We start from the raw sequence: 21,860 nt of genomic DNA, 5'->3' as shown, positions 1-21,860 counted from the left end.
GAGGAGACCACAAAAACCGCATGCACGACGCCCCCGGGGCCCCCCCCCCCCGCCCCCGCGGGCGGGCGGGGCCGCGCCCCGCCCCCCCCCCCGCGCCGGACCCCACCGGCGAACCAGAGCTGAGGACCGGACATGCGACTTCACGCCGGCGGCGAGGCAACCGCCCCCGAGCACACCCCCGCCACCCTCGACCCGCCCGAGTGCGCCATCAGCACCCGCGGCCTCGTCAAGAGCTACCCCGGGCCCAAGGGCACCACCACGCACGCCGTGAGCGGCCTGGACCTGGACGTCCACCGGGGCGAGACCTTCGCCTTCCTCGGACCCAACGGCGCCGGGAAGTCCACCACCATCGCCATGCTCTGCGCCCTGGCCCGCCCCACCGCGGGCCACGCCACGGTGGCGGGCGCCGACGTGCGCACCCAGCCCCACCTGGTGCGGCAGCGCGTCGGCATGCTCTTCCAGCAGAGCGCCCTCGACCCGGACCTGACCCCCGAACAGAACCTCCGCATCCACGCCCGCCTCTACGGCATGCGCCGCGCCCACGTCCGCAGGCGCACCGCCGAAGTACTGGAGGTGGCCGGACTCACCGAGCGGTGCTCCTCTCCCGTACGCACCCTGTCCGGAGGCATGCGCCGCCGCCTGGAAATCGCCCGCCAGCTCCTGCACGCGCCGGGCATCCTGTTCCTGGACGAGCCCACCACCGGGCTCGACCCGCACGCCCGGGCGCAGATCTGGGACCACCTGTACGCCCTGCGGAAGCGGAGCGGCAGCACCCTCTTCATCACCACCCACCAGCTCGAAGAGGCGGCCCACTGCGACCGCGTCGCCATCATCGACCGCGGCCGGCTGGTCGCCCAGGGCGCGCCCGGCGCGCTCAAGGCCGCCATCGGCGACGACCGCGTCGTGCTGCGCACCAGCCAGGACGAGCGAGCACACCGCGTCGTCCACCGCCTGGTCCCGCGCGGACAGTCCGTGACCAGGGACGCCGAGGGGATCTGCCTGCGGGTGCCCGACGGCAGCTCCTGGATCCCCCGCCTCTGCGCGACCCTGGAGAGCCACGGCATCGCCGTCCGCGCCGCGTCCGCCACCCCGCCCACCCTCGACGACGTGTTCTTCCACCACACCGGCCGCAGCATCCACGGCACCCCTTCCGGCGGTGGCCGATGACCGCACTCCCGCTCCACGCGACCGGCACCGGGGACGCCGCGCGGCCGGACCGGCTGCGGCACGAACTGCGCGCCATCCACGGCCTGATCCACCGGGACCTGCTCCGCCTGGCCGGCCAGCGCGCCCACACCGCGCTGATGCTGCTCCATCCCGTGCTGTACCTCCTGATCCTGGGCGGCGGCCTCGCCGCGCTCATCCCCGGCTCCGCGCTCGGGGTCGGATATCAGACCTACCTGTTCCCCGGCGTGCTGATGATGACGGTGCAGACCCCGGCCATCCTCGTCGGCATCCGCCTGATCACCGACCGCCAGAGCGGCTACCTGCGCGAACTCCTGATGGCCCCGGTCAGCCGTACGACCCTGCTCCTGGGCAGCTGCGCCGGCGGCACCCTGGTCGCCACGATCCAGGGTGCCGTGCTGCTGAGCCTGGCCGGTTTCGTCGGCCTGCCCTACGACCCGCTCCTGCTGGCGCTGCTCCTCGCCGGCATGGCCCTGATCTCCTTCACGATCACCGCCTTCGCCCTGACGCTGGCCGTGAGCCTGAGCAGACCCGAGACGTTCCACACCCTGCTCGGCGTGCTGATGATGCCCCTGCTGTTCCTCTCGGGCGGCTTCTTCCCCCTTCAGTCGCTCCCGGGCTGGGTTCACGCCCTGGCCGCCGCGAACCCGCTCGCCCACGGAGTCGACATGCTGCGCGGCAGCATCGCCCTGCGCGCCCCGGACGCCGCTGCCGGAGGAGGCATCAGCTGGGCCGGCCACTCCCTCCCGCTCCCCGTGGAGGCGGCCCTGCTCCTGATCAGCGGCGCGGGTGCCCTGCTCTGGGCCGCCCACCGGTTCGCGCGGCAGGAGTGACGGGCCCTGGGCCGAACGGGTGGGTACGGCACCGGCCATGCGTGTTCTCTCCGTGACACGCGGGCCCGGCGTGAGGATGTCGGCGGAACGGGTGCACCGGCGGCTGAGAGCGGGGACGTCACGTGGCGGAGACAACGGGCTCGACGGCGCAGGTCGGCGCGTGGGCGGAGATGCGGGACGCGATCACCACCAGAGCCGTGCTCGTCATGGTGGGCGTGCTGCTGCTCCAACTGGGCTTCGCGCTCTCGTACATGGGGGCGTTCCACGCTCCGAAGCCGCACCGCATCCCGATCACCCTGGTCGCCCCGCGCCCCGTGGAGGCCGATCTGGTCGCCCGGCTCAATGCGCTGCCCGGCGACCCGGTGCACGTCACCGCCGTACAGGACCGCGCGCAGGCCAGGGCCAGGCTGCTGGAGCGGAAGACCGACGCCGCGCTGATCGTGGCGGTGGCCGGGCGCACCGACACGCTGCTCGTCGCCTCGGCGGGCGGCCCCTCGGCGGCGGACGCCGCCGCGAAGGTCGTGGCGACCGTGGAACGTACGCAGGGCCGGGCGCTGACCGTACGCGACATCCGCGCGCCCGCCGCGGGGGACAGCCGAGGACTCTCGTCGTTCTACCTGGTGCTCAGCTGGACGATCGGCGGCTACCTCGCCGCATCGGCACTGAACATGGCGGCCGGGTCCAAGCGCCCCACGCTCCGGCGCTCCATCGTGCGGCTCGCGGCGATGGTGCCCTACGCCTTCGTCTCCGGAATCGGCGGCGCCATCATCGTCGGCCCGGTGCTGCACTGCCTGCCGGGCGCCTTCTGGGAGCTCGTCGGCATCGGCACCCTGGTCGTCTTCGCCTCCGGCGCCGTGGGCGTGGCGCTCCAGTCGCTGCTCGGCACGATCGGGCTCGGCCTGACCATCCTGATCTTCACGATCCTCGGCAACCCGAGCTCCGGCGGCGTCTACCCGGCCTCCCTGCTGCCGCCGTTCTGGGCCGCGATCGGCCAGGCCCTGCCACCCGGCGCCGGGACGACCGTCGTCCGGAACACGGTCTACTTCGACGGCAACAACACCACGGGAGCCCTGTGGGTCCTCGGCGCCTGGGCGTTCGCAGGGATCGTCGTGGCCGTGGTGGCCGCCGCTCTGCGCGGCCGGAGGGCCCGTACCGAAACCCGCTAGGCGACCGCCGCGGCATCCTGCTAGATTCCTCCCGGCCGTGCGAAAGAACGAGGAGGTGGTACCCGTGAACGCAGTATCGACATGGGTGCTCCCCTCCGGGGTCACGGTCGGGCGATAGGCAGGTCGTCCGGGAGCGCCGTTGTGTGCACTCCCGAAAGGCACGATCATGCAATTCACTTCCGAGCAGCGCCTGGACGACGGCGTACTCGAACGCTCCTTCACGCTCGACGGCATCCCGGGCATCCTCTGGACGCCCGAGTCCGCGTCCGCCTCGGCACCGGTGCCGCTGATCCTCCTCGGCCACCCCACACTCGGCCTCCGGCGGATGTACCCGCGCCTGGCCGACCGGGCGCGGCACTCCGCGGCAGACGGCTTCGCCACGGCCGCCGTCGAACTCCCCGGCTGCGGCGACCGGCCCCGGCTGCCCGAGCACGACCGGGCCCGCGCCGACATGCGCCGGGCCCTGCAGGCGGGCGAACCGGTCACCGACGAGATCATCGACGCCGTGGTCCTCCCGCTGGTCGACCAGGCGGTCCCGGAGTTGCGGGCCGCGATGGACGCCATCCTCGCGCTCCCCGAGGTCACCGGCCCGGTCGGCTACTCGGGCGGTGTGATCTCCATCGGCGTCCGTCTCGCGGCGGTCGACCCGCGCATCGAGGCCGCCGCCCTCTTCGCCGGCAGCTTCATCCCGCGCACCACGTACGACGAGGCCCGCCGGCTCACCATCCCGCTGCACGTCCTGTTGCAGTGGGACGACGAGGGCAACGACCGGCAGGCGGCACTCGACCTGTTCGACGCGTTCGGTTCCAAGGAGAAGTCGCTGCACGCCAACATGGGCGGCCACACCGGCGTCCCGGCGCACGCGGGGGCCGCGGCGGCCCACTTCTTCACCCGGCACCTGAAGTAGGACCGCGGGCGCACGGCCGGTGCCGGCCGTGCGCCCCACCCCGTCGTGGTCAGATCCACTTGCGCCGTACGGCCTCCATACCGAGCTGGAAACGCGTATGGGCACCCGACTGTTCGGCGAGCCGGTGGATGTGGCGGCGCACCGTGCGCACGTTCCAGCCGAAGGCGCGGGCGATGCTGTCGTCGGTGTGCCCGGCGGCCAGCATGCCCATCAGCGCCTCGTCCTCACTGTCGAGAGCCGAGGCCGGTTCGGCCGCGTCCACGTTGGCCAGCAGAATCGCCCTGCTCCACACCGCTTCGAAGAGCGCGCACATCGCATCGAGCAGCGCCGACGCGTGGATCAGGTATGACGCATCGGCGCTGCCCGCCGGAATGAGTGCCTTGCGTCCGTCGCACAGCAGCATCTTCATCGGCACATCGCCCACCCGGGCCCGCTCGCCCCTGCGCACGCTCTTCCAGATCTCGTCGATGCGGCCCGGCAGCGCGATCGACGTCCGGTCGTAGACCACCCGGAACTCGACCTTGCGCACGTCCAGTCCCTGCGCCTCGTACTCGCTGTCCTCACCGACGTATGGCGGCCGGTCGAAGAGGCATATCTGTTCCCGCGACTCCTGGTGGAGCATCGTGATCGTCCTGCGCACGTTGGAACGGCCCTCGACGATCTCGACCAGGTCGGCCGGGTGCTGCCAGGTGGCGGCCGCCCGTCGGTGGATCTCCGACAACCCCTTTACGTGCTTGCGTAGTTGCATCAGCTCGTACTCGCGCCCCGCGATCAACGGCGCCGCCACGGCGTCGGGCGCGACGGCAGTGTACCGGGCGGGCCGGCCGGGGAGCCGGGTGGCGAGGCCCTGCCCGGTCAGCGCCGCAAGCGTGCGGACGACCTGGCCGCGCGACAGCGACAACTCCGCGGCGAGCGTGCCCGCATCCGCATGACGGCACCTCACCAACGCCTCGTAGACGAGTGATTCCTGCTCACCCACGCCCACGGCTGCCCACATGGCGCCCATCCTCTTCAGGTCAGGTGTCCTCAACCTGCAACGTACATCCTCTTGATGGGCACGTCAGGGCGTGGAACCGTCTCGCCGTCGAAACTCTGAGAGGAGCGTGGTGGGGCGTGGCACGCAGAGCTTGGCGTTGGCTGACCGGACTCATGGTGATCGGGTTGTTCGTGTCGGGGCTGTCGTTCACGACGGCCCTGCCGAGCGCCGCGATGCCCAGCGCTCCGGACTCCGGCACATCGTCCTCGGCCGAGGACCCGGCGCCGGTGACCGATCCGACGTACAAGCCCGCGGACTGCGCCTCGCTCACCGCCGAGGAGCGGAGCGCCGAGGTGCCGGTCGCCCGCTGCTTCGCGATGGGCCTGGCCACCGCGAGCGGCCGGACCCTGCAGGACGTGCCGGCCCCGCCGATCACCGCGCTGAGCCCGGGGCAGCTCCAGCAGGCGTACAACCTGCCCGACGGCGGTGAGGGCATGACCGTCGCCATCGTGGACGCCTACGGATACTCCAAGGCCGAGTCCGACCTCGCGGTCTACCGCAACTACTACGGACTGCCCGCCTGCACCACTGCGAACGGCTGCTTCACCAAGACCGACCAGCGCGGCGGCACCGATTTCCCGCCGGACGACGCAGGCTGGAGTGTGGAGACCGCGCTCGACCTCGACGCGGTGTCGAGCGTCTGCCCCAAGTGCAACATCCTGCTCGTGCAAGGGGACTCGGCGGGCCTCGACGACCTCGGCACGGCCGTCAACACCGCTGCCGCCAGGCCCGGCGTGGTGGCCATCTCCAACTCGTACGGCCTCGACGGCGAAGCCTCCGGTGTCACCGCCTTCGACCGCTACTACGACCACCCGGGCATCGCGATCACCGTCTCCTCGGGAGACACCGGCAACGTACAGTCCTGGCCGGCCACCAACCCGAAGGTGACCGCGGTCGGCGGCACCGAGCTCACCAAGGACAGCTCCACCGCACGCGGCTGGACCGAGTCCGCCTGGGGCACCGTCCGCGGCGGCCCCGGCGGTGGCTCGGGGTGCTCGCTCTACGAACCGTCGCCCGAGTGGCAGCGGGACGTCGACACCTCGTGCGGCGCCCGCAAGGCGACCGCGGACATATCCGCCGACGCCGACCCGGCCACCGGCATCGGGGTCTACAACACGGTGGGTCAGTCCGGCTGGTCGCAGTACGGCGGCACCTCGCTCGCCGCACCCCTGGTCGCCGGCATGTACGCCCTGGCCGGAACCCCGACCCCGGGCACCTACCCGGCGTCCTACCCGTACGCCGCCCAGGAGAAGTTCACCGACGTCACCGACGGTACGAACGGCCCGTGCGGCGACAAGCTCTGCGAGGCGGGAGCCGGCTGGGACGGACCCACCGGCCTCGGCACTCCGTACGGTGTCGCCGGCCTGACCCAGGGGGAGACGGGCACGGTCGTCGGAACCGTCACCGACGCGGCCGACGGCAAACCGCTCGCCGGCGTCACCCTCCGCGCCACGGCCGGCGACGACTCGGTCTTCACCGCCACCACCGGCACGGACGGGCGTTACGAACTGCACGCACCGGCGGGCGGCTACGATCTGGTCGCGTCGACGTTCGGCTACGAGTCCAGGACCGCCACCGGCATCGAGGTGGCCGTCGACAAGAAGGTCACCAGTGACTTCGCGCTGACCAGGATCGCCACCCGCACGGTCTCCGGCAACGTCACCGACGCCTCCGGGCACGGCTGGCCGATGCGCGCCAGGATCACCCTCGACGGCCACCCGGACCAGGCCGTCTACTCCGACCCGTACACCGGGCGTTACTCCCTCTCCCTGCCCACCGGTGCCGAGTACACCCTGCACGCGACCGCTGCCGACCTGGGCGGGTACACCGCGGCCGACGTCCCCGTCGACCTGACCGAGGGCACCGGCGGCGCCACCGCCCACATCGGGCTCGGCATCGACAGGAAGGCCTGCTACGCCACCGGATACGGCTGGGCCTACGACGGGACCGGCACCGACTTCGAGGGCTGGACGGGCAAGACCCCGCAGAAGGGGTGGACCGTCACCGACGCCAAGGGCAACGGCCAGACCTGGGCCTTCGAAGACCCCGGCAAGGCGGGCAATCACACCGGCGGCAGCGGCAACTTCGCCATCGTCGACTCGGACTACTACAAGACGGGCGCCGGGCAGGACACCAGCCTCGTGTCGCCGGTGATCGACCTCAGCGCGGTGGACAGCCCGGTCATCGGCTTCGACACCGACTACAACGGCGTCGGCGGCCAGACCGGCATGATCGACTACAGCGTCGACGGGGGGCAGACCTGGACCAACCTGTGGAAGAAGACCAGCATCGTAGGCGTCCGCGGACACGTCGACCTGCCCATCCCGGACGCCGGCGGCCGGCAGCAGGTGCAGGTCCGCTTCCACTTCACCGGCTACGCCGGAGCCTGGTGGGAGCTGGACAACATCGTCATCGGCCGCGGCCGGACCTGCGAGGCCACCCCCGGCGCGCTGGTCGCCGGCATCGTCCGCGACCAGAACACCGGGCTGCCGCTCACCGGGGCCGCGGTCACCAGCACCACCCACAGCGACGAGCTCGGCGTCACCATCGCGACACCCGACGACCCCGGCCTGCCCGACGGCTACTACAACTTCTTCACCACCCGTACGGGGAAGGCCGACTTCACCGCGACCGACGGGCGCTACACCCCGGGCAAGGCCAGTCTCACCGTCACCGCCGACGAAGTGACCAAGCACGACTTCGAGCTGGCGGCCGGACACCTGACCATGAGCTCCACCGACCTCCGACTGAGCGGAAGGATCGGGCAGACGACCCCCACGGAGTCGCTGTCGTCCACCGTGACCTTCGGCAATGACGGCACCGAGCCCGTGCACGTCAAGCTCACCGAGTCCGAGGGCGGCTCCACCCCGATGGCCGGCAGGAGCACCGGGAAGGGCGCCCCGAAGTCGGTGCTTCCGGCCCGCACCAGCTACGCCGGCCCGAAGTCCGCGCCCGCCACCGCCCGCAAGGCGCAGGCCGCCCAGCAGACCCCCGCCGCGGATCCGTGGACCCCGATGGCCGACCACCCCCGGCCCGTCATGGACAACGCGGTCGTCTCGCACGGCGGCAAGGTGTACGTCATTGGCGGCAGCAGCGGCTCGGCCACCTTCGCCGACGTCTCCGTGTACGACACCGCCGGCGGCTCCTGGACACCGGCCGCCGATCTGCCGGAACCCCTCAACGGCGTCTCCGCCGGATTCATCGGCGGCACGCTCTACGCCACGGGCGGCTGGAACGCCTCGGGCGCCACCAGCCGGCACACCTACGCCTACCACCCGAGCGACGACACCTGGACCCGGGTGGCGGATCTGCCGGCCGGCCTGAGCGCGGCGGGGACCGCCGTGCTCGGCGGCAAGCTGTACGTGATCGGCGGCTGCACCACCGGTGGCTGCACACCGACCTCCAAAGCCGTCTACGGCTACGACCCCACCGCTGACTCCTGGTCCACCGAACCGGCCTATCCGAGCCCCGTCGCCTTCACCGCCTGCGGCGGAATCGGTGGCGAGGTGGTCTGCGCCGGCGGTGTGAACGCCGACACGAACAAGCCGGCCACCGCCACCTACGCCTGGGTGCCCGGGACGGAGACCTGGACCGCGCGGGCGGCTCTCCCGGTCGACGCCTGGGGCGCCGCGTCGGCGGTCGCGAACGGCCGGCTCCATGTGATGGGCGGGGCGATCAACAGCGGGCAGGCCGTGACGAACCAGGGCTTCTCGTACGACACCGCAACCGACCGGTGGACGCCGCTGCCCAACTCCAACAACTCCGTCTACCGGGGTGGAGCGGCGTGCGGCATCTTCAAGGTCGGCGGCACGACGGGCGGCTTCAAGCCGGTCGCGTACGGGGAGACGCTGCCCGGCTACGACCAGTGCGGCGGGGACGTGGCCTGGCTGACCGAGGACGACACGGAGTTCGACGTCGCCCCCGGTGCGACGGTCACGGTGCGGGTTACGGGGGACACCGCGGGCTTCACCCAGCCCGGTGACTTCGCGGCGGACCTCGACATCGCCACCGACACGCCGTACGCCGCCGGCGGGGTGGCCGTGACGCTGCACGTGGACCCGCCCGCATCATGGGGCAAGATCACCGGCACCGTCGCCGACTCGGCCGGAGCGCCGGTGGGCGGGGCCGTCGTTCAGATCTGCGGCCAGTGGACGCAGCGGAGCGGATGCGGACCCGTCACCTACACCCTGCGGACCGATGCGGCCGGCCACTACCGGCTGTGGCTGGACCAGAGCCAGAACTCGCTCGCGGTCCAGGTGGCCAGGGACGGCTTCGTGCCACAGTTCCGGATCGTCAAGATCAAGAAGGGAGCCACCACGACAGCCGACTTCGGCCTCGAACGGCTCTGACCCGTCCCACCTCGCCGAACCGACTCACAGCTCCGGTGTCTAAGGTGACTGCTGGACGGGCGTGCCCCCGCACGCGCGGACGACAACGAAGGAAAGAAGGTGACGTGATGCTCCGCAACGGCCTGGAACCGTGGCACCTGCTCATCGTGGCGCTGGTGGTCATCATGGTGTTCGGCTCGAAGAAGCTCCCCGACATGGCGCGCTCCCTGGGCAAGTCGGCCCGGATTCTCAAGAGCGAGGCCAAGGCGATGAAGGCCGAGTCGGGCGCCGAGCCCGCCGCGCCGGGGCACTCGTAACACCTGCGCCGACAAGGGGCCGGGGCGGCGGACAGCAGTCCGCCGCCCCGGCCCCTTCGCGCACCCTAGCCGTCGCGTACGACCGCCTCGATGTGGCCGAGGTGGGCGGCGAGGATGTCCTCGAATGCCGCCCGATGGTCCGTCTGGAGGGGGCGGAGGTCACGGGCGAAGTGCGCCAGGGCGGGGAAGCGCTCGGGGTCGGCGCCCAGGACCGCCACCCGGAACAGCTCCTGCCCCTGCTCGCGCTCCTCCGGGGTCAGGGTGTCCGCACCGGCCTCCGAGGCGATCAGCGAGGCGATGAGGACCACGATCCGGTGGTAGCGCACCGGGATCTCCTCTTCGGCCAGACCCGAGGCGCGCAGGGCCTGAAGCACCTCCTCCACGACGAGCCGCGAACCCGCGCCGCTCGACACGTAACGCGCCCAGACCGCGGCGAGCTGCGGCTGCCGGCGGAAGGCGTCCCGCACGCGCAGGGCCAGGGCCGTGAGGCGCTGCTTCCAGTCGCCCTCGGGGCGGTAGCCCTCCATCGCGGTCAGCAGGACCCGGTCGGCGACCGCGCGCAGCAACTCGGTCTTGCTGCGGAAGTGCCGGTAGAGGCTCGACGAGTCGGTCCCGAGGACCGCCGCCAGCTTCCGCACGCTGAACGACTCCGTCGCGCTCGTACGCAGCAGCTCTGCGGCAGCGTCCAGGATCTCTTCGCTCGTCCAGCGCCTTCGGCCTGCCATGTCGCTCCTCTCGCCGGTCTTCAGCCTAACCTATGCACTTGGTGTTGCACGCGGTGCGTGCATAATGGGTGCAAGAGCTTGCCGGGCGGACCGGCAGGAGGTGGGCCGACGGGTGCGACCGCCGGTCCCGGGGGATGCGAAGGGGACGCACGACGTGAAGAACTCACTGGATTCCACGGCACTGGACGCGGCCGTCGAGAACGTTCACCGCGCGGGGATGCCGGGCCTGTTCGCCGAGGTCCGGCACGGCGACCGGGTCTGGCGCGGCGCGGCGGGGGTCGCCGACACCGCCACCGGCCGGCCCGTCGACGTCCGGATGCGCCACCGCGTCGGCAGCGTGACCAAGACCTTCACCGCAGCGGCGGTCCTGCTGCAGGCCGAGCGCGGCCTGGTCGGTCTCGACGCACCGATCGGCCGCTATCTCCCTGCCCTGGTGCCCGGGGAGCGGGGTGAGGCGATCACCGTGCGGATGCTGCTCAACCACACCAGCGGCCTCGCCGAGTACCTTCCGTACGCCTATCCCTCCCTGAAGGCGTTCCCCGTCATCGCCGAGACCGGGCCCGGGAGCCTGGACGACCACCGGTTCACGCGGTGGGCGGGGACGGACCTGATCGCCCTGGGCATCGACGCACCCGCGGCCAACGCTCCGGGCGGTGCGCCGGGGCTGTACTCCAACACCAACTACCTGCTGCTCGCCGAGCTCCTCGCACGGGTGAGCGGCACGACGGCAGAGGAATGCATCACCCGCGACGTCATCGAGCCGGCCGGACTCAGGGACACCGCCTTCCCCACCGGACCGGAGATCCAGGGGCCGCACTCCCGGCTCTACGAGGCGTGGTTCGGCAAGATCGACCCGCCGCGCGACTACAGCGTCTTCGACATGTCGTGGACGGGTCCCTCGGCCTCCCTGATATCGACCGTCGCCGACCTGAACCTCTTCTATGCTCAGCTCCTGGCCGGAAAGATCGTCGCCCCGTCCTCGCTGGAGCAGATGCGGCGCACCCACCCGGTCATCTCCCAGGAGGGCCGGATCATCGAGTACGGCCTCGGACTGCACCCGACGGAAACACCGGGCGGGGACACGTTCTGGGGCCACGGCGGCACGGTGTGGGGCGGCGGCACCCTGGCCATGACCCGCGCCGACGGTGAACGGCAGCTGGCGGTGGCGGTGAACCTCCAGCGGTGGAACACCCTGGACGCCTCCGGCAGACCGCTGCCCCACCCCATCGACGCGGCCCTGGAAGCCCTGTACCGGGTCGCGATGGACCGCTGACCGGTCACTCGCACAGGCGGCGCGGACCGAGCACGCGCAACTCGTCCAGCACCGCTGCCCTTCCCGGTGGAGGCGTCAGGATCCGCAGGTGCTGGTCCACGGCAGGCGCGGCCGGCACCTCGCAGTCCGGATCACTCGAAGAACTTGAGGCTGTACCCGGTGTCGGTGTTCGGCCCGGGGACGTTGGCGCGGCTGTACGTGGTGTTGCCCCACCAGCAGAAGGAGCCCGTGTACCAGTAGCGGTTCTCCCAGCTGTACGGGGTTCCCTTGGGCACCGCGTGGAACATCAGGGGGAAGGTGGGACCGGCCGGGGGGCTGGTGCCGATGTCGCCGTCGAGCAGCACGAACGTGTGGTGGCCGGGGCCGTTCACGTACAGGGTGGGGTCCCAGCCGGCCATCATCGTCGCCCTGTTGGAGCCGAACAGGCAGCCGTTGGACTTGTACCAGTCCCACACGTACGTGGGGTCACCGCCCGCCCGGAGCCGCAGTTCCGCGATGCAGTACTGATCGCTCCAGCTGCCGTTGGCGGAGTAGGTGATGTGCAGCTGCCCGTTCGGGTCCTTGATCGCTTCCGGGCCCTCGTTGATGAAGGGGTTGCCGACGACGCGCTCCCAGCTCTCCCTGGGCTGGGAGATGATGTACCGGGCGCCCGTCGGGGTGGTCGGGCTGCTCATGCGCGCGATGTAGAGGTTCTGCTCGACGTTGGTGGTGCCGGCCCAGCCGGACCAGACGAACCAACGCTGTCCGTTGAAGGTGAACAGGGTGCCGTCGATCGCCCACCTGTCGTCGGGCAGGGCGAGTTTCGTCGCGGAGGTGTAGCCGCTGTCGGCCGTGGCGGAGCTGATCACGTACATGCGGTGGGCGGAGCCCCGGCCGGCCGAGAAGTAGACGTAGTACCGGCCGCCGTCCCGCACGATCTCCGGAGCCCAGATCTCACCCAGGTTTCCGGTGTCCGACCACACCTGCCGGGCCGGGGCCGCGGCCAGACCGCCGGTCGAGGACGCCTGCCGGACGCTGATGCCGCCGCCCGTCGACTGGACCGAGATGTACGTCGCTCCCACGCGCAGCACGCTGGGGTCGGCGCCACGGATGGCCGTCTGCCCCGCGGCGGCGGGACGGGCGGACACGAGCGACATCGTGAGGGCCAGAAGCATGGACAGCGCGAAGGCTGCCACGCCGGGCATCCGGGAGAGTCTCATGGTTTCCCTTTCCCGTACGGGGGCTCGCGGGGACGGACCGGTTCCATGACCCTATCCACGAGAGGGCGTGTTCATGTCAATGTGACTCCGGCTCACCCCTCGTAATCCTCGATGAGGCGGCTGACGACCCCGTGCAGGACGTCGGCCCGGACCCGGTCCTGCCGCTGTTCCCCCAGGGCCCGTTCCGCCGCCCGGAGCCTCCGCCACGCCTCCGGCTCCAGGTCCATGACCCGGTCCACGAGCGGCGACGAGACCAGCTCCAGGCACTCCGCCAGCCGCAGCCGCGTGGCGGGCGCCGGTGCGCCGGACGGGGGCGGGGCGAACCCGTCCGTCAGGTATCGCGCAGGGTCGTCCAGGCTCCATCCGGCGACCGTCCCCTCGTGGACCAGGAGGGCCACGTCAGGGGCGACCCCGAGCCGCGCGTCCGGTGCTCTGCCGAGCAGGCGGGCGTCCGTGAGGCAGCTCAGTGCGCGGGCCCCGGTGTCGCAGTGGAACACCGTGGCCGGAGGCATGCCGAATTCCGTGACGACGTCCGCGCGGAGCCCGGCCGCCCGCGTTCGCGGCCCGTGAGGCACGGCTCCGGGGGCGTACCGCGCGGGCACGAAGAAAGTGAGACTGCGCAGTTCGCGGCTGTCGCGGTCGAAGCGGACGTACTCGTCCTCCGACCACAGCCACCGCATGCTCCCGAACGTCTCGGACAGCTCCCGCTCGCGCCCGGCCGGGTCCGCGTACCCCGCGACGATCAGCTGGAGATCGCGGAGGTCGAAGCGGGGGGTGAACGCGAGGGGGCTGTCCGTCGTCGCGGCGGTCATGCCGTCGCCGACCGTGACCTTCACCGTGCTCGTCGCCTCACTTGATGCGCCTGGCGGCCGGCAGATGGCCGCCCTTGGTGTCGCGGATCTGCCCGTTCACGATGTCCTCGTGCGTCACCGGGGGCTGCGGGTCGTCGGGCGAGCCGCCCAGCGCCTTGGCCCCGGACTCGCCCTTCTTCCCGGAGGGGCCGTACCCCGTGATGACGTCGCCGGCCCCGGCGCCCGGACCCTTCGTCACCACGATGTCCTCGCCCTTCCGGAAGATGAGGTTCCCACGCTGTCCCTGAGAGAGGTACACCGCGTCCGGGGCCTTGAGGATTTCCGCCACGCGTTCGTCGCTGAAGTGGGGGTGGTAGTTGCTGGACTTGCGCACCTTCCCGTCCCCGGCCCGGTCGACGACGGTCTCCGCGGCCTTCACCGCCTTGGCGTCGGGGCACTTGGCGCCGGTGAGGAACCCGGTCCGGACGGACGGCCGGTGGTGGGCGGGGGAGTGGAACAGTCCGGCCGGCACGGTGACGCCCTGGGAGCGGGCCGCCGCGCCCGATGCCGGGGTGCGGAGCCCGCAGCCGCTTGTGTCGCGCTCCTCGCGGACCTTGTCGACCAGCTTCCTGACCTCGGTCTTCGCCAGGGCGTAGGCGTTGATCAGGGTGTCGGCGCGGTAGGGGATGCGGTACTGGACGAGCCGCCCGCCGCTGGCCCGGGACCGGGCGCGCGCCTCGTTCTTCTTCTGCGCCTCGACCGAGGAGAAGGTGGGCCCGGCGCCCGGATCGGAGCAGGACAGGCTGCCGGAGACCGACGTCCCGGAGACCGCGAAGGAGCTCTGCGGGCTGGTGCACCGGCCGGCAGACCTGCCGTCGATGCTGAAGGAGGCGGTCATCACCGCGGTGACCTTGCCGCTGATGAGGCGGCTCTTGGCGCTGGTGGTGATGTGTCCGGAAAAGCTGTTCTTCGCCGTGCAGCCACCGGAACCGCACTTCACCGTTCCGCCGCTGCTGAGGGTCAGGTTGATGCCGCTGTCGGTGGCGTTCTTCAGCTCCTCGGTCTGCTTCTCCAGCGTGTCGTACATGGGGTCGACGGCGTCCTCGGCGACCGGCGCAAGGTCCAGCCCGGCGGAATCGCTGTCCGCCAGCGGGCCGTCCGTCACCTCGGGGATCTCGGGCGGATCCTCGTCCTCGGAGCCCTCCTCCGCCGTGACGGACGTCAGCCGGAACGAGGCCGCTTCGGCCGAGCCGCCAGACGCCCCTCCCGACCGGGAGGGCCCGTAGGACTCAAGGCGCAGGACCCGGTGCGGCTTCTGTCCGGTGACGAGCAGCCGGCCGGCCGAGGTGTCCACCGCGAGGGCCGGGGTGCCGTCGACGGAGGGCGGCTGCGCGGACCCGCTGGGGGCCGGTGTGCCCTCCAGCCGGTCGAGCGCCTTCGAGAGCGCGGTCGCCAGGTCGGCCGGGGCCGGCATGTGACCGACCGTCTCCCGTGTGACGCTGTCGCTCTCGTCGGCGGCCGCCCACGCAGCAGAGACCGAGTCCTTCGCCCGAGTGAAGGTCCTGCCGCCGATGTGCAGAACCTCGCGGGCGAGTCCGGAGCCCCCGGCCTCCACGGCGCCGAAGCGGCTGCCGGACGCGGTGACGGTGATGTCCCGCTTCACCGGGTCGTCAGCGGAATCCTCGTACCGCAGACCGGGGGCGTCGGCCAGCGCGGCCACGGCCTGCCGGAACGGCTTCAGATCCCGCTTGGCGACCGGCTCCTTGGCCCCCGGCCCCCCGTGCCAGACCAGCAGCCCGGCCACCAGGCCCGCGGCCGCCACCCCGGCCGCGCCGAACAGGACCAGACGCTTGCGCCGCCGGGCGGGCGGCGGCTGCGCGGGGCTGTACTGCGGCGGGCCGTACGGATATCGCGGCCCGGGCCCGTAGGGCGAGCGCGGCGGCGGCACGGCCTGCGGGAGGTGCGGTACCTGCGGCGGCGGCCCGAATACCCCGGGCGGGGCGGCGTACGGGGAGTGCTGGGGCGGGACGTCCGCGGGCGGCCCGAAGACCCCGGCCGGTGGGGTGTACGGAGGGCCCTCGGGCGGTCGGTCCGCCGGGGCCCGGTACGCGTCGTCGTGCTCCGTCATGAACTTCCCCCGTGGCCGGTCCGTGGGCAGCTGATCGCTACAGGAACAGTGTGGGGGTGACGGTGTCCCGCGCCACCGGAATTCGGACACCCGGCCCGGGTCACAGCAGCCGGTCGACCAGCCCTTCCACGTACTCCGGGGTGAGCGGGCCCATGCCGAACAGGACGCGGATGTACATCGGTGCCAGGACGTGGTCCAGCACGGTGAGCGCGTCGGGTGCGGGCTCGCCGCGCTCGCGTGCGCGGTCGAGCATGGACTGCAACTGCCCGCTGCGCTCCGCGCGGAGGGCGTCGCGGGCCTGCGCGCCCTGCTGACCGGTGGTGGACAGGGCGACTGCCAGGTGCAGGAGTGCCGGTCCGTCGGGTCCGGTGATCTGGCGGGCGACCTGGGCCGCGTACGTACGCAGGTCGCCGGCCAGGCTCCCCGTGTCGGGCATCGGCGAGCGCGCGTTGAGGCGGCTGAGCGCCACGTCGCTGAGCAGCGCCTCCAGGCCGCCCCACCGGCGGTAGATGCTGCTGTCGGCCACGCCCGCCCGCGCCGCCACGTCGCCGACGGTGAAGTTCCCGTAGCCGCGTTCGCTGATGAGTTCGGTGACGGCCTGGTGCACCTGGGCGCCGACGCGCGCGCTGCGCCCACCGGGCCGCCGGGCTCGCTGTTCGTTCATGCGCCCACTTTAACGCAGTCGACGCTTGCGTTTACGGATCAACATCCTTTACAGTCGCCTAACGCAGTCGCTGGCTGCGTTAGGAAACGAGGGATTGCCATTACTGCATCGCACGAGGCCGCAAGCGGCCGGCCGAACCGCGCCGTGCTGCTCACGGTGACCTGCCTGGGCCAGTTCATGGTCCTGCTCGACAACACGATCGTGGGAGCGGCGCTGCCCGACATGCAGCACCGCCTGCACCTTCAACTCACGGGCCTACAATGGATCGTTGACGCGTACGTCCTGCTGGTCGCCATGCTGCTGCTGTCCGGCGGCATCTTCGCCGACCGGTTCGGCCGCAAACGCGTCTTCCTGTCCGGTGTCGCGATGTTCACCGCCGCATCGGTGGTGTGCAGCCTCGCACCCTCGCTCGGCTGGCTGATCGCCGGACGGGTGCTCCAGGGCATCGGGGCCGCGGCGCTCAGCCCCGCCTCGCTCGCCCTGCTCGCGGCGGCGTACCCGGTGCCGCAGGAACGCGTGAAGGCGATCGGGCTGTGGGCCGGACTCAGCGGAGTCGGTCTTGCCGCGGGGCCCGTGGCCGGCGGCGTGCTCACCGACGCCTTCGGATGGGCCGCCATCTTCCTGGTCAACCTGCCCATCGGCGCGGTCCTTCTCGTGGTCGGGCTGCGTCACCTCCAGGAGGCCCGCAATCCGGACGCCCCCGCGCTCGACATCCCCGGGACGGTGCTGTCCGTACTGGGAGTGGGCGCCCTGGCCTACGGGCTGATCGAGGGCGGAGTGCGCGGCTGGACGTCGCCGCTGATCCTCGGCAGCTTCACCGCCGCGGCGCTCCTCCTCGCCGCCTTCGTGGCCGTCGAAGCGCGCCGCCGCGCACCGATGCTGCCGCTGGGGCTCTTCCGCGAGCGCCTGTTCACCGTCTCCAACACCGCCATGGGCGTGGTGGGCTTCGCGCTCATGGGCTCGACGTTCTTCTTCTCCCAGTTCTTCGTGTACGTCCAGGGCAGCTCGATCCTGCGCGCCGGGCTGCAGACCCTTCCCGCCACCCTCGCCATGGTGATCGTCAGCCCGTACGCGGGGCGGCTCGCCGCCCGGCACGGCTTCCGCGTCGTGGTCACCGCCGGTCTGGCTCTGGCCGGGCTCGGACTGCTGGCCCTCGGCACGGTGCACGCCGACACGGCCTACGGGAACGTGTGGTGGCGGCTGGCGGTCGTCGGCGTCGGCTTCGCCCTGACGATGTCCCCGCTCACCGGCGCCGCCATCCAGGCCGTCAGCCCGCAGGAAGGGGGCCTTGCCTCGGGCATCAGCAGCACCGTCCGGCAGATCGGCGCGGTGCTCGGCGTGGCGGTCCTCGGAGCCGTGGTCCGCGCAAGGGAGTCCAGCGGTGCCTCCTTCGAGACCGGGCTCGACAGCGCCTTCCTGACGGCGGGTGCCCTCACCCTGGCCACGGCCGTGTTCACGGGCCTGTGGCTGACGAAGGGCGGGTCCGTGGCAGGCGCCGCGACGCCGGTACAGTCCACCGATACGCCGAAGCCCACCACAGCGGGCAGCCGTTGAGGGACCGCGGAACACGTCCCTGTCCCACCACCGAACACGAACAGAGGAAACCTGTGCACGACGCGACCCCGGTATCGATCGCTGAGCACCCGGTGTCCGGCCCCGACGCCGGACCGTACACCCTCACCACGGGCCCGGACGGAGCGCTGTGGTTCACCCTCGTCCACAGCGGCCGGATCGGCCGCCTCGTCCCCGGCGAGCAGCCGACCGTGCACCGCCTCGCCCCCGACTGCGGACCGACGGTCATCACACCCGGTCCGGACGGCGCGCTGTGGTTCACCGAGTACCGGGCCGACCGGATCGGGCGGATCACCACCGACGGCGCGATCACCGAGTACGACGTACCGGGCTCCGGCTCCGGGCCGTTCGGCATCGCGGCGGGCCCGGACGGAGCGCTCTGGTTCACCGAGACCGCCGCCGACCGCATTGGCCGCATCACCGTCGACGGCGACGTCACCCGGTTCCCGCTCCCCGCCACCGGCGCGTTCCCGTCCGCGATCACCGCCGGGGGCGACGGCGCGATGTGGTTCACCCTCAACCAGGGCAATGCCATCGGGCGGATCGGCATGGACGGCGCGGTCGCCCTGCACCCCCTGCCGACGGAGGCGGCGGGCCCGGTCGGCATCGCGGCGGGTCCCGACGGCGCCCTGTGGTTCGCCGAGATCGCCGCCGGTCAGATCGGCCGGATCACCCCCGACGGGCGGATCACGGAGTTCCCGCTGCCCGACCGCGCCGCCCGGCCGCACGCCGTCACCGTCGACGGAGGGGGCGCCGTGTGGTTCACCGAGTGGGGCGCCAACCGCGTCGCGACGATCACCCCGGGCGGCACCGTCACCGCCCACGCCCTGCCCACCCCGGACTCGGAACCGCACGGCATCGCCGTCGGCCCCGACGGCGCCCTGTGGACCGCGCTGGAGACGGGTTCACTCGCCCGCATCGCACCGTAGGGCGTCGAGGACCCGCGGAGCGAGCGGCGGCAGGTCCTCGACGCGCACCGGGCCGGTCACGGGGCGCCCGCTCGCCTCACAGCTGACCGTGCTCATCGGCCATGACCTGCCGCACTTCGACCGGCTGTCGCGTGGGCACACCACCGGGGCCAGGGACGGCCGATATACGGGCGGCGATCTCCAGCGCCCGCTCCTCCGACTCGACCTCGAAGACGTTGAAGCCGGCCAGCGCCTCCTTGGACCCGGCGAACGGCCCGTCGGTCACCACCGGAGGCGCGACGCCGTCCGCGCGGACCGTACGGGCCTGCCGCGGGTCGGCCAGCGCCATGAACCGGACCAGCTCCCCGCTCTCGGTCAACTCCTTGGTCAACAGGGCGTAGTAGTCGAAGTGGGCCGCGATGTCACCCGGCCGCCAGGTGTCCATCGGCTCCTCGAAGACCCCGCCGTCGTGGTTGACCAGCAGCATGAACTTCGCCATCACGTAACCCCGTTGTCAGTCGTCTGTGGATTCCGGAAAGGAGAAATACAGCGCGTCGGCGTAGAACGAGGCGAAGTGCCGCTGCCAGTCGGCCCGTACGGAAGCGAGCCAGGCGTCGTTGCGACCGGCGATCGCCGCCTCGGCCAGGGAGACCGCCTCCGGGACGTCCTCGGACGCCAGACGCCGAACGCTCTCCGCCGGGTCGTCGTCCGTCATCGAAACGATCTCGCCCGTTTCGAGCAGAAAGTACTTCGCCTCCTGCTTCTCCAGGTGCGCCGCCGTCCTGGCCACGCACTCGGCGAACTCGGCGTCGTCCCCGAGGCCGTTGCCGACCGCGCGCAGGACGTCGCGGAGCAGCGCCGCCCCATCGGCGTAATCCGCCGCGATACAGATCGGATGGTTCCAGATCATGGACGGGACGACCCGCGTCCCGTGCCCCACCAGGAGCTTGTGCGCGAGCGGGATGTCCCAGTTGTGCTCGGATATGCAGCGGATCCGCTGCGGGATGTCCGCGTCGCTCGGAACCGAGTCCGCGGAGTAGAGATACGAACGATTCGCCATGGTGGCGACGCTAACACCGGGCACTGACAACGTCGTCGGACAACTCCCGCGCCGCCGGCGGAGTCAGGGCATGATGACCGCATGAGCGACCCTTCCGACGTCACCGTCACCCTCGTCCGGGGAGACATCACCCGCCAGTCCGTCGACGCCGTCGTCAACGCCGCGAACTCCTCGCTGCTCGGCGGCGGGGGCGTGGACGGAGCGATCCACCGCCGGGGTGGGCCCGCGATCCTCGCCGCCTGCCGGGAGCTGCGCGCCTCGCACTACGGCAAGGGGCTGCGCACCGGCCAGGCCGTCGCCACCACCGCCGGAAGGCTCGACGCCCGCTGGGTCGTGCACACGGTCGGCCCGGTGTGGAGCGGGAACGAAGACCGTTCGGCCCTGCTGGAGTCGTGCTACCGCGAATCCCTGCGCGTCGCCGCGGAACTCGGGGCCCGTACCGTCGCCTTCCCCGCGATCTCCACCGGCGTCTACGGCTGGCCCATGGACGACGGGGCCCGCATCGCCGTACGCACCGTGCTCGCCGAGGCCGCGGCGCCCGTCGAAGAGGTGCGGTTCGTGCTCTTCGACGCGGACGCGTACGGGGAGTTCGAGGAGGCCCTGGCGGCGGCGAGGCCCTGAGAAGGGCCCGATCCGCGCCGGTGCCGGGAGTATGAAGCAGTCGTGAAGGCCCTGTGGAGCCGTTGTCGGTGGGGCCGCTTATGCTGCACCGAACGATCAAGCGGGACCAGGGGAGGGTGCGGCATGTTCGGCAAGCTGTTCGGCAGGGCTGAGGAGAGACCGGCGGCCGGCCCGTACGCGCTTCCCGCTCCACACAAGCAGAACGGGATGTACACCCTGCGGGCCCTGGGGGACACCCGGGTCCTCGCCCTCGTGGGGGCGGCCCGCCTGGGGGACTGGGAGGCGGTCAAGGCGGCACTGGCACCCTTCGACCTCGGCCGCGACCACCGGATCCTGAACGAACTCGAAGAACTCGGCCGCCTGCAGACCTGGATCGGCCGAGCGGTCGAGGAGGACAAGGAGCACCGGGCAACCGCCCTGCTCATCTCGGGAGCCCGCCACATCCAATGGGGCTGGGAGGCGCGCACCGCCGCCCGTGCGTCCCAGGTGACGGAGCAGCAGTGGCGGGTCTTCCACAAGCGGCTCCGCATCGGTGAGGAGCAGCTGCTCGAAGCGGCCGAGCTGCGGCCCGAGTGGGTCACCCCGTGGCGCCGGCTCCTCACCTCGGGCCGCGGCATGTCCCTCGGCGCCGACATCACGGAGGCCCGGCGCGACGCGGCCCTGCGCCGCGCTCCGCTGGACCTGGAGACCCACATCGAATGGATCTCCCAGTTGCAGCCCCGCTGGGGCGGCGAACCGGGCCAGGCCCTGCGGTTCGCCCGCGACGCGTACGCCGACGCGCCGGAAGGCGACCGGATCGGCTGCGTGATCCCCATGGCGCACATCGAGGACTGGGTGGAGTCTGACGAGACGGGCTGCCTGAAGACCGACGAGATACGGGAAGAGCTGCGCCGCGTTGCCGAGCACAGCATCCTCCACCCCGGCTACGAACGGCGCCCGGGCTGGCAGCACGACTTCAACATCTTCGCGATGGCCCTCTCGCTGGCCGGCGAGAGGCAGACGGCGAAGCGGGTCTTCCGCGCGCTCGACGGTGCCTTCACCAGCTGGCCGTGGGCCTACTTCGGCGACCCCGAGAAGCAGTTCGCCCGCCACCAGCGCCGCGCCTGACCGCCCACAGGCCCCCTCCCATCCGCCCGCTCCTCCCTCT

19 protein-coding genes are annotated in these 21,860 nt (G+C 71.9%); 11 read left to right on the top strand and 8 right to left on the bottom strand.

Annotation, left to right across the window (positions count from 1 at the left end; translation table 11 throughout):
* The first annotated feature begins 132 nt into the window (after positions 1-132).
* The 4 genes from AB0L33_RS25255 to AB0L33_RS25240 all read left to right on the top strand — a co-directional run bounded on the left by AB0L33_RS25255 (position 133) and on the right by AB0L33_RS25240 (position 4,091).
* Entirely contained in the window at positions 133-1,167 is a 1,035-nt protein-coding gene (locus AB0L33_RS25255) for an ATP-binding cassette domain-containing protein (protein ID WP_365685017.1), read from the top strand.
* Complete coding sequence (locus tag AB0L33_RS25250) at positions 1,164-2,018, top strand: ABC transporter permease (protein ID WP_365685015.1); 855 nt, start codon at positions 1,164-1,166, stop codon at positions 2,016-2,018. Before AB0L33_RS25255 ends, AB0L33_RS25250 begins: the two co-directional genes overlap by 4 nt.
* A 170-nt stretch (positions 2,019-2,188) precedes the next feature.
* Positions 2,189-3,184: a DUF3533 domain-containing protein gene (locus AB0L33_RS25245; RefSeq protein ID WP_365685036.1), complete on the top strand. Its 996-nt coding sequence runs from the start codon at positions 2,189-2,191 to the stop codon at positions 3,182-3,184.
* Between the two features lie 166 nt (positions 3,185-3,350).
* Positions 3,351-4,091 (top strand): alpha/beta hydrolase, encoded by a 741-nt coding sequence (locus AB0L33_RS25240; RefSeq protein ID WP_365685013.1) that lies wholly within the window; start codon positions 3,351-3,353, stop codon positions 4,089-4,091.
* Between the two features lie 49 nt (positions 4,092-4,140).
* Here the strand turns inward: AB0L33_RS25240 and AB0L33_RS25235 are convergent, their stop codons facing one another.
* Entirely contained in the window at positions 4,141-5,088 is a 948-nt protein-coding gene (locus AB0L33_RS25235) for a helix-turn-helix domain-containing protein (RefSeq protein ID WP_365685011.1), read from the bottom strand.
* Positions 5,089-5,204: 116 nt separating this feature from the next.
* Here AB0L33_RS25235 and AB0L33_RS25230 point away from each other — a divergent pair, with 116 nt between their 5' ends.
* Together AB0L33_RS25230 and tatA are read left to right on the top strand one after the other, a co-directional pair.
* On the top strand, positions 5,205-9,476 hold the full coding sequence (locus tag AB0L33_RS25230) for a carboxypeptidase regulatory-like domain-containing protein (RefSeq protein WP_365685009.1): 4,272 nt from the start codon (positions 5,205-5,207) through the stop codon (positions 9,474-9,476).
* A 104-nt stretch (positions 9,477-9,580) separates the two neighbouring features.
* Positions 9,581-9,772: a Sec-independent protein translocase subunit TatA gene (gene tatA, locus AB0L33_RS25225; protein ID WP_365685007.1), complete on the top strand. Its 192-nt coding sequence runs from the start codon at positions 9,581-9,583 to the stop codon at positions 9,770-9,772.
* Between the two features lie 65 nt (positions 9,773-9,837).
* Here the strand turns inward: tatA and AB0L33_RS25220 are convergent, their stop codons facing one another.
* Positions 9,838-10,497 (bottom strand): helix-turn-helix domain-containing protein, encoded by a 660-nt coding sequence (locus AB0L33_RS25220; protein WP_365685005.1) that lies wholly within the window; start codon positions 10,495-10,497, stop codon positions 9,838-9,840.
* Positions 10,498-10,651: 154 nt separating this feature from the next.
* On the opposite strand from AB0L33_RS25220, the gene AB0L33_RS25215 reads away from it, so the two are divergent.
* Complete coding sequence (locus AB0L33_RS25215; RefSeq protein WP_365685004.1) at positions 10,652-11,770, top strand: serine hydrolase domain-containing protein; 1,119 nt, start codon at positions 10,652-10,654, stop codon at positions 11,768-11,770.
* Positions 11,771-11,901: 131 nt separating this feature from the next.
* Here the strand turns inward: AB0L33_RS25215 and AB0L33_RS25210 are convergent, their stop codons facing one another.
* The 4 genes from AB0L33_RS25210 to AB0L33_RS25195 form a co-directional block, all read right to left on the bottom strand.
* Entirely contained in the window at positions 11,902-12,969 is a 1,068-nt protein-coding gene (locus AB0L33_RS25210; protein WP_365685002.1) for a glycoside hydrolase family 43 protein, read from the bottom strand.
* A 92-nt stretch (positions 12,970-13,061) separates the two neighbouring features.
* Positions 13,062-13,805 (bottom strand): hypothetical protein, encoded by a 744-nt coding sequence (locus tag AB0L33_RS25205; protein ID WP_365685000.1) that lies wholly within the window; start codon positions 13,803-13,805, stop codon positions 13,062-13,064.
* A 13-nt stretch (positions 13,806-13,818) separates the two neighbouring features.
* Positions 13,819-15,888, bottom strand: coding sequence for a hypothetical protein (locus AB0L33_RS25200; RefSeq protein WP_365684998.1), 2,070 nt, complete (start codon positions 15,886-15,888; stop codon positions 13,819-13,821).
* Positions 15,889-15,988: 100 nt separating this feature from the next.
* Positions 15,989-16,552 (bottom strand): TetR/AcrR family transcriptional regulator, encoded by a 564-nt coding sequence (locus AB0L33_RS25195; RefSeq protein ID WP_365684996.1) that lies wholly within the window; start codon positions 16,550-16,552, stop codon positions 15,989-15,991.
* Positions 16,553-16,729: 177 nt separating this feature from the next.
* Between AB0L33_RS25195 and AB0L33_RS25190 the strand changes: the two genes are divergently transcribed.
* Together AB0L33_RS25190 and AB0L33_RS25185 are read left to right on the top strand one after the other, a co-directional pair.
* Positions 16,730-18,106, top strand: a complete 1,377-nt coding sequence (locus AB0L33_RS25190; RefSeq protein ID WP_365685034.1) for an MFS transporter — start codon at positions 16,730-16,732, stop codon at positions 18,104-18,106.
* 53 nt (positions 18,107-18,159) lie between these two features.
* The gene (locus tag AB0L33_RS25185; RefSeq protein ID WP_365684994.1) at positions 18,160-19,053 is read left to right on the top strand and encodes a virginiamycin B lyase; all 894 of its coding nucleotides are present in this window, start codon (positions 18,160-18,162) and stop codon (positions 19,051-19,053) included.
* Positions 19,054-19,129: 76 nt separating this feature from the next.
* On the opposite strand, the gene AB0L33_RS25180 is transcribed toward AB0L33_RS25185, so the two are convergent.
* On the bottom strand, positions 19,130-19,531 hold the full coding sequence (locus AB0L33_RS25180; RefSeq protein WP_365684993.1) for a YciI family protein: 402 nt from the start codon (positions 19,529-19,531) through the stop codon (positions 19,130-19,132).
* A 15-nt stretch (positions 19,532-19,546) separates the two neighbouring features.
* Positions 19,547-20,092 carry a hypothetical protein gene (locus AB0L33_RS25175; RefSeq protein WP_365684991.1) on the bottom strand — a complete coding sequence of 182 codons (546 nt, stop codon included), beginning with the start codon at positions 20,090-20,092 and terminating at the stop codon, positions 19,547-19,549.
* A gap of 81 nt (positions 20,093-20,173) precedes the next feature.
* Here AB0L33_RS25175 and AB0L33_RS25170 point away from each other — a divergent pair, with 81 nt between their 5' ends.
* Both AB0L33_RS25170 and AB0L33_RS25165 read left to right on the top strand, forming a co-directional pair.
* Positions 20,174-20,713 carry an O-acetyl-ADP-ribose deacetylase gene (locus AB0L33_RS25170; protein ID WP_365684989.1) on the top strand — a complete coding sequence of 180 codons (540 nt, stop codon included), beginning with the start codon at positions 20,174-20,176 and terminating at the stop codon, positions 20,711-20,713.
* Positions 20,714-20,836: 123 nt separating this feature from the next.
* Positions 20,837-21,820, top strand: a complete 984-nt coding sequence (locus AB0L33_RS25165; RefSeq protein WP_365684987.1) for a hypothetical protein — start codon at positions 20,837-20,839, stop codon at positions 21,818-21,820.
* Positions 21,821-21,860: the final 40 nt, after the last annotated feature.

It is taken from the genome of Streptomyces sp. NPDC052299 (genome assembly GCF_040679335.1).
Classification (GTDB): Bacteria; Actinomycetota; Actinomycetes; order Streptomycetales; family Streptomycetaceae; genus Streptomyces.
Note: the sequence above shows the minus strand (reverse complement) of the source record. Positions and strands in the feature narration are given on the sequence as shown.

Bases quoted from the DNA above. Each gene is read 5' to 3' on its own strand.
- AB0L33_RS25255 (WP_365685017.1), top strand. From the start codon at position 133: ATGCGACTTCACGCCGGCGGCGAGGCAACCGCCCCCGAGCACACCCCC.
- AB0L33_RS25250 (WP_365685015.1), top strand. From the start codon at position 1,164: ATGACCGCACTCCCGCTCCACGCGACCGGCACCGGGGACGCCGCGCGG.
- AB0L33_RS25245 (WP_365685036.1), top strand. From the start codon at position 2,189: ATGCGGGACGCGATCACCACCAGAGCCGTGCTCGTCATGGTGGGCGTG.
- AB0L33_RS25240 (WP_365685013.1), top strand. From the start codon at position 3,351: ATGCAATTCACTTCCGAGCAGCGCCTGGACGACGGCGTACTCGAACGC.
- AB0L33_RS25235 (WP_365685011.1), bottom strand. From the start codon at position 5,088: ATGTGGGCAGCCGTGGGCGTGGGTGAGCAGGAATCACTCGTCTACGAG.
- AB0L33_RS25220 (WP_365685005.1), bottom strand. From the start codon at position 10,497: ATGGCAGGCCGAAGGCGCTGGACGAGCGAAGAGATCCTGGACGCTGCC.
- AB0L33_RS25210 (WP_365685002.1), bottom strand. From the start codon at position 12,969: ATGAGACTCTCCCGGATGCCCGGCGTGGCAGCCTTCGCGCTGTCCATG.
- AB0L33_RS25200 (WP_365684998.1), bottom strand. From the start codon at position 15,888: ATGACGGAGCACGACGACGCGTACCGGGCCCCGGCGGACCGACCGCCC.
- AB0L33_RS25195 (WP_365684996.1), bottom strand. From the start codon at position 16,552: ATGAACGAACAGCGAGCCCGGCGGCCCGGTGGGCGCAGCGCGCGCGTC.
- AB0L33_RS25190 (WP_365685034.1), top strand. From the start codon at position 16,730: ATGGTCCTGCTCGACAACACGATCGTGGGAGCGGCGCTGCCCGACATG.
- AB0L33_RS25180 (WP_365684993.1), bottom strand. From the start codon at position 19,531: ATGGCGAAGTTCATGCTGCTGGTCAACCACGACGGCGGGGTCTTCGAG.
- AB0L33_RS25175 (WP_365684991.1), bottom strand. From the start codon at position 20,092: ATGGCGAATCGTTCGTATCTCTACTCCGCGGACTCGGTTCCGAGCGAC.
- AB0L33_RS25170 (WP_365684989.1), top strand. From the start codon at position 20,174: ATGAGCGACCCTTCCGACGTCACCGTCACCCTCGTCCGGGGAGACATC.
- AB0L33_RS25165 (WP_365684987.1), top strand. From the start codon at position 20,837: ATGTTCGGCAAGCTGTTCGGCAGGGCTGAGGAGAGACCGGCGGCCGGC.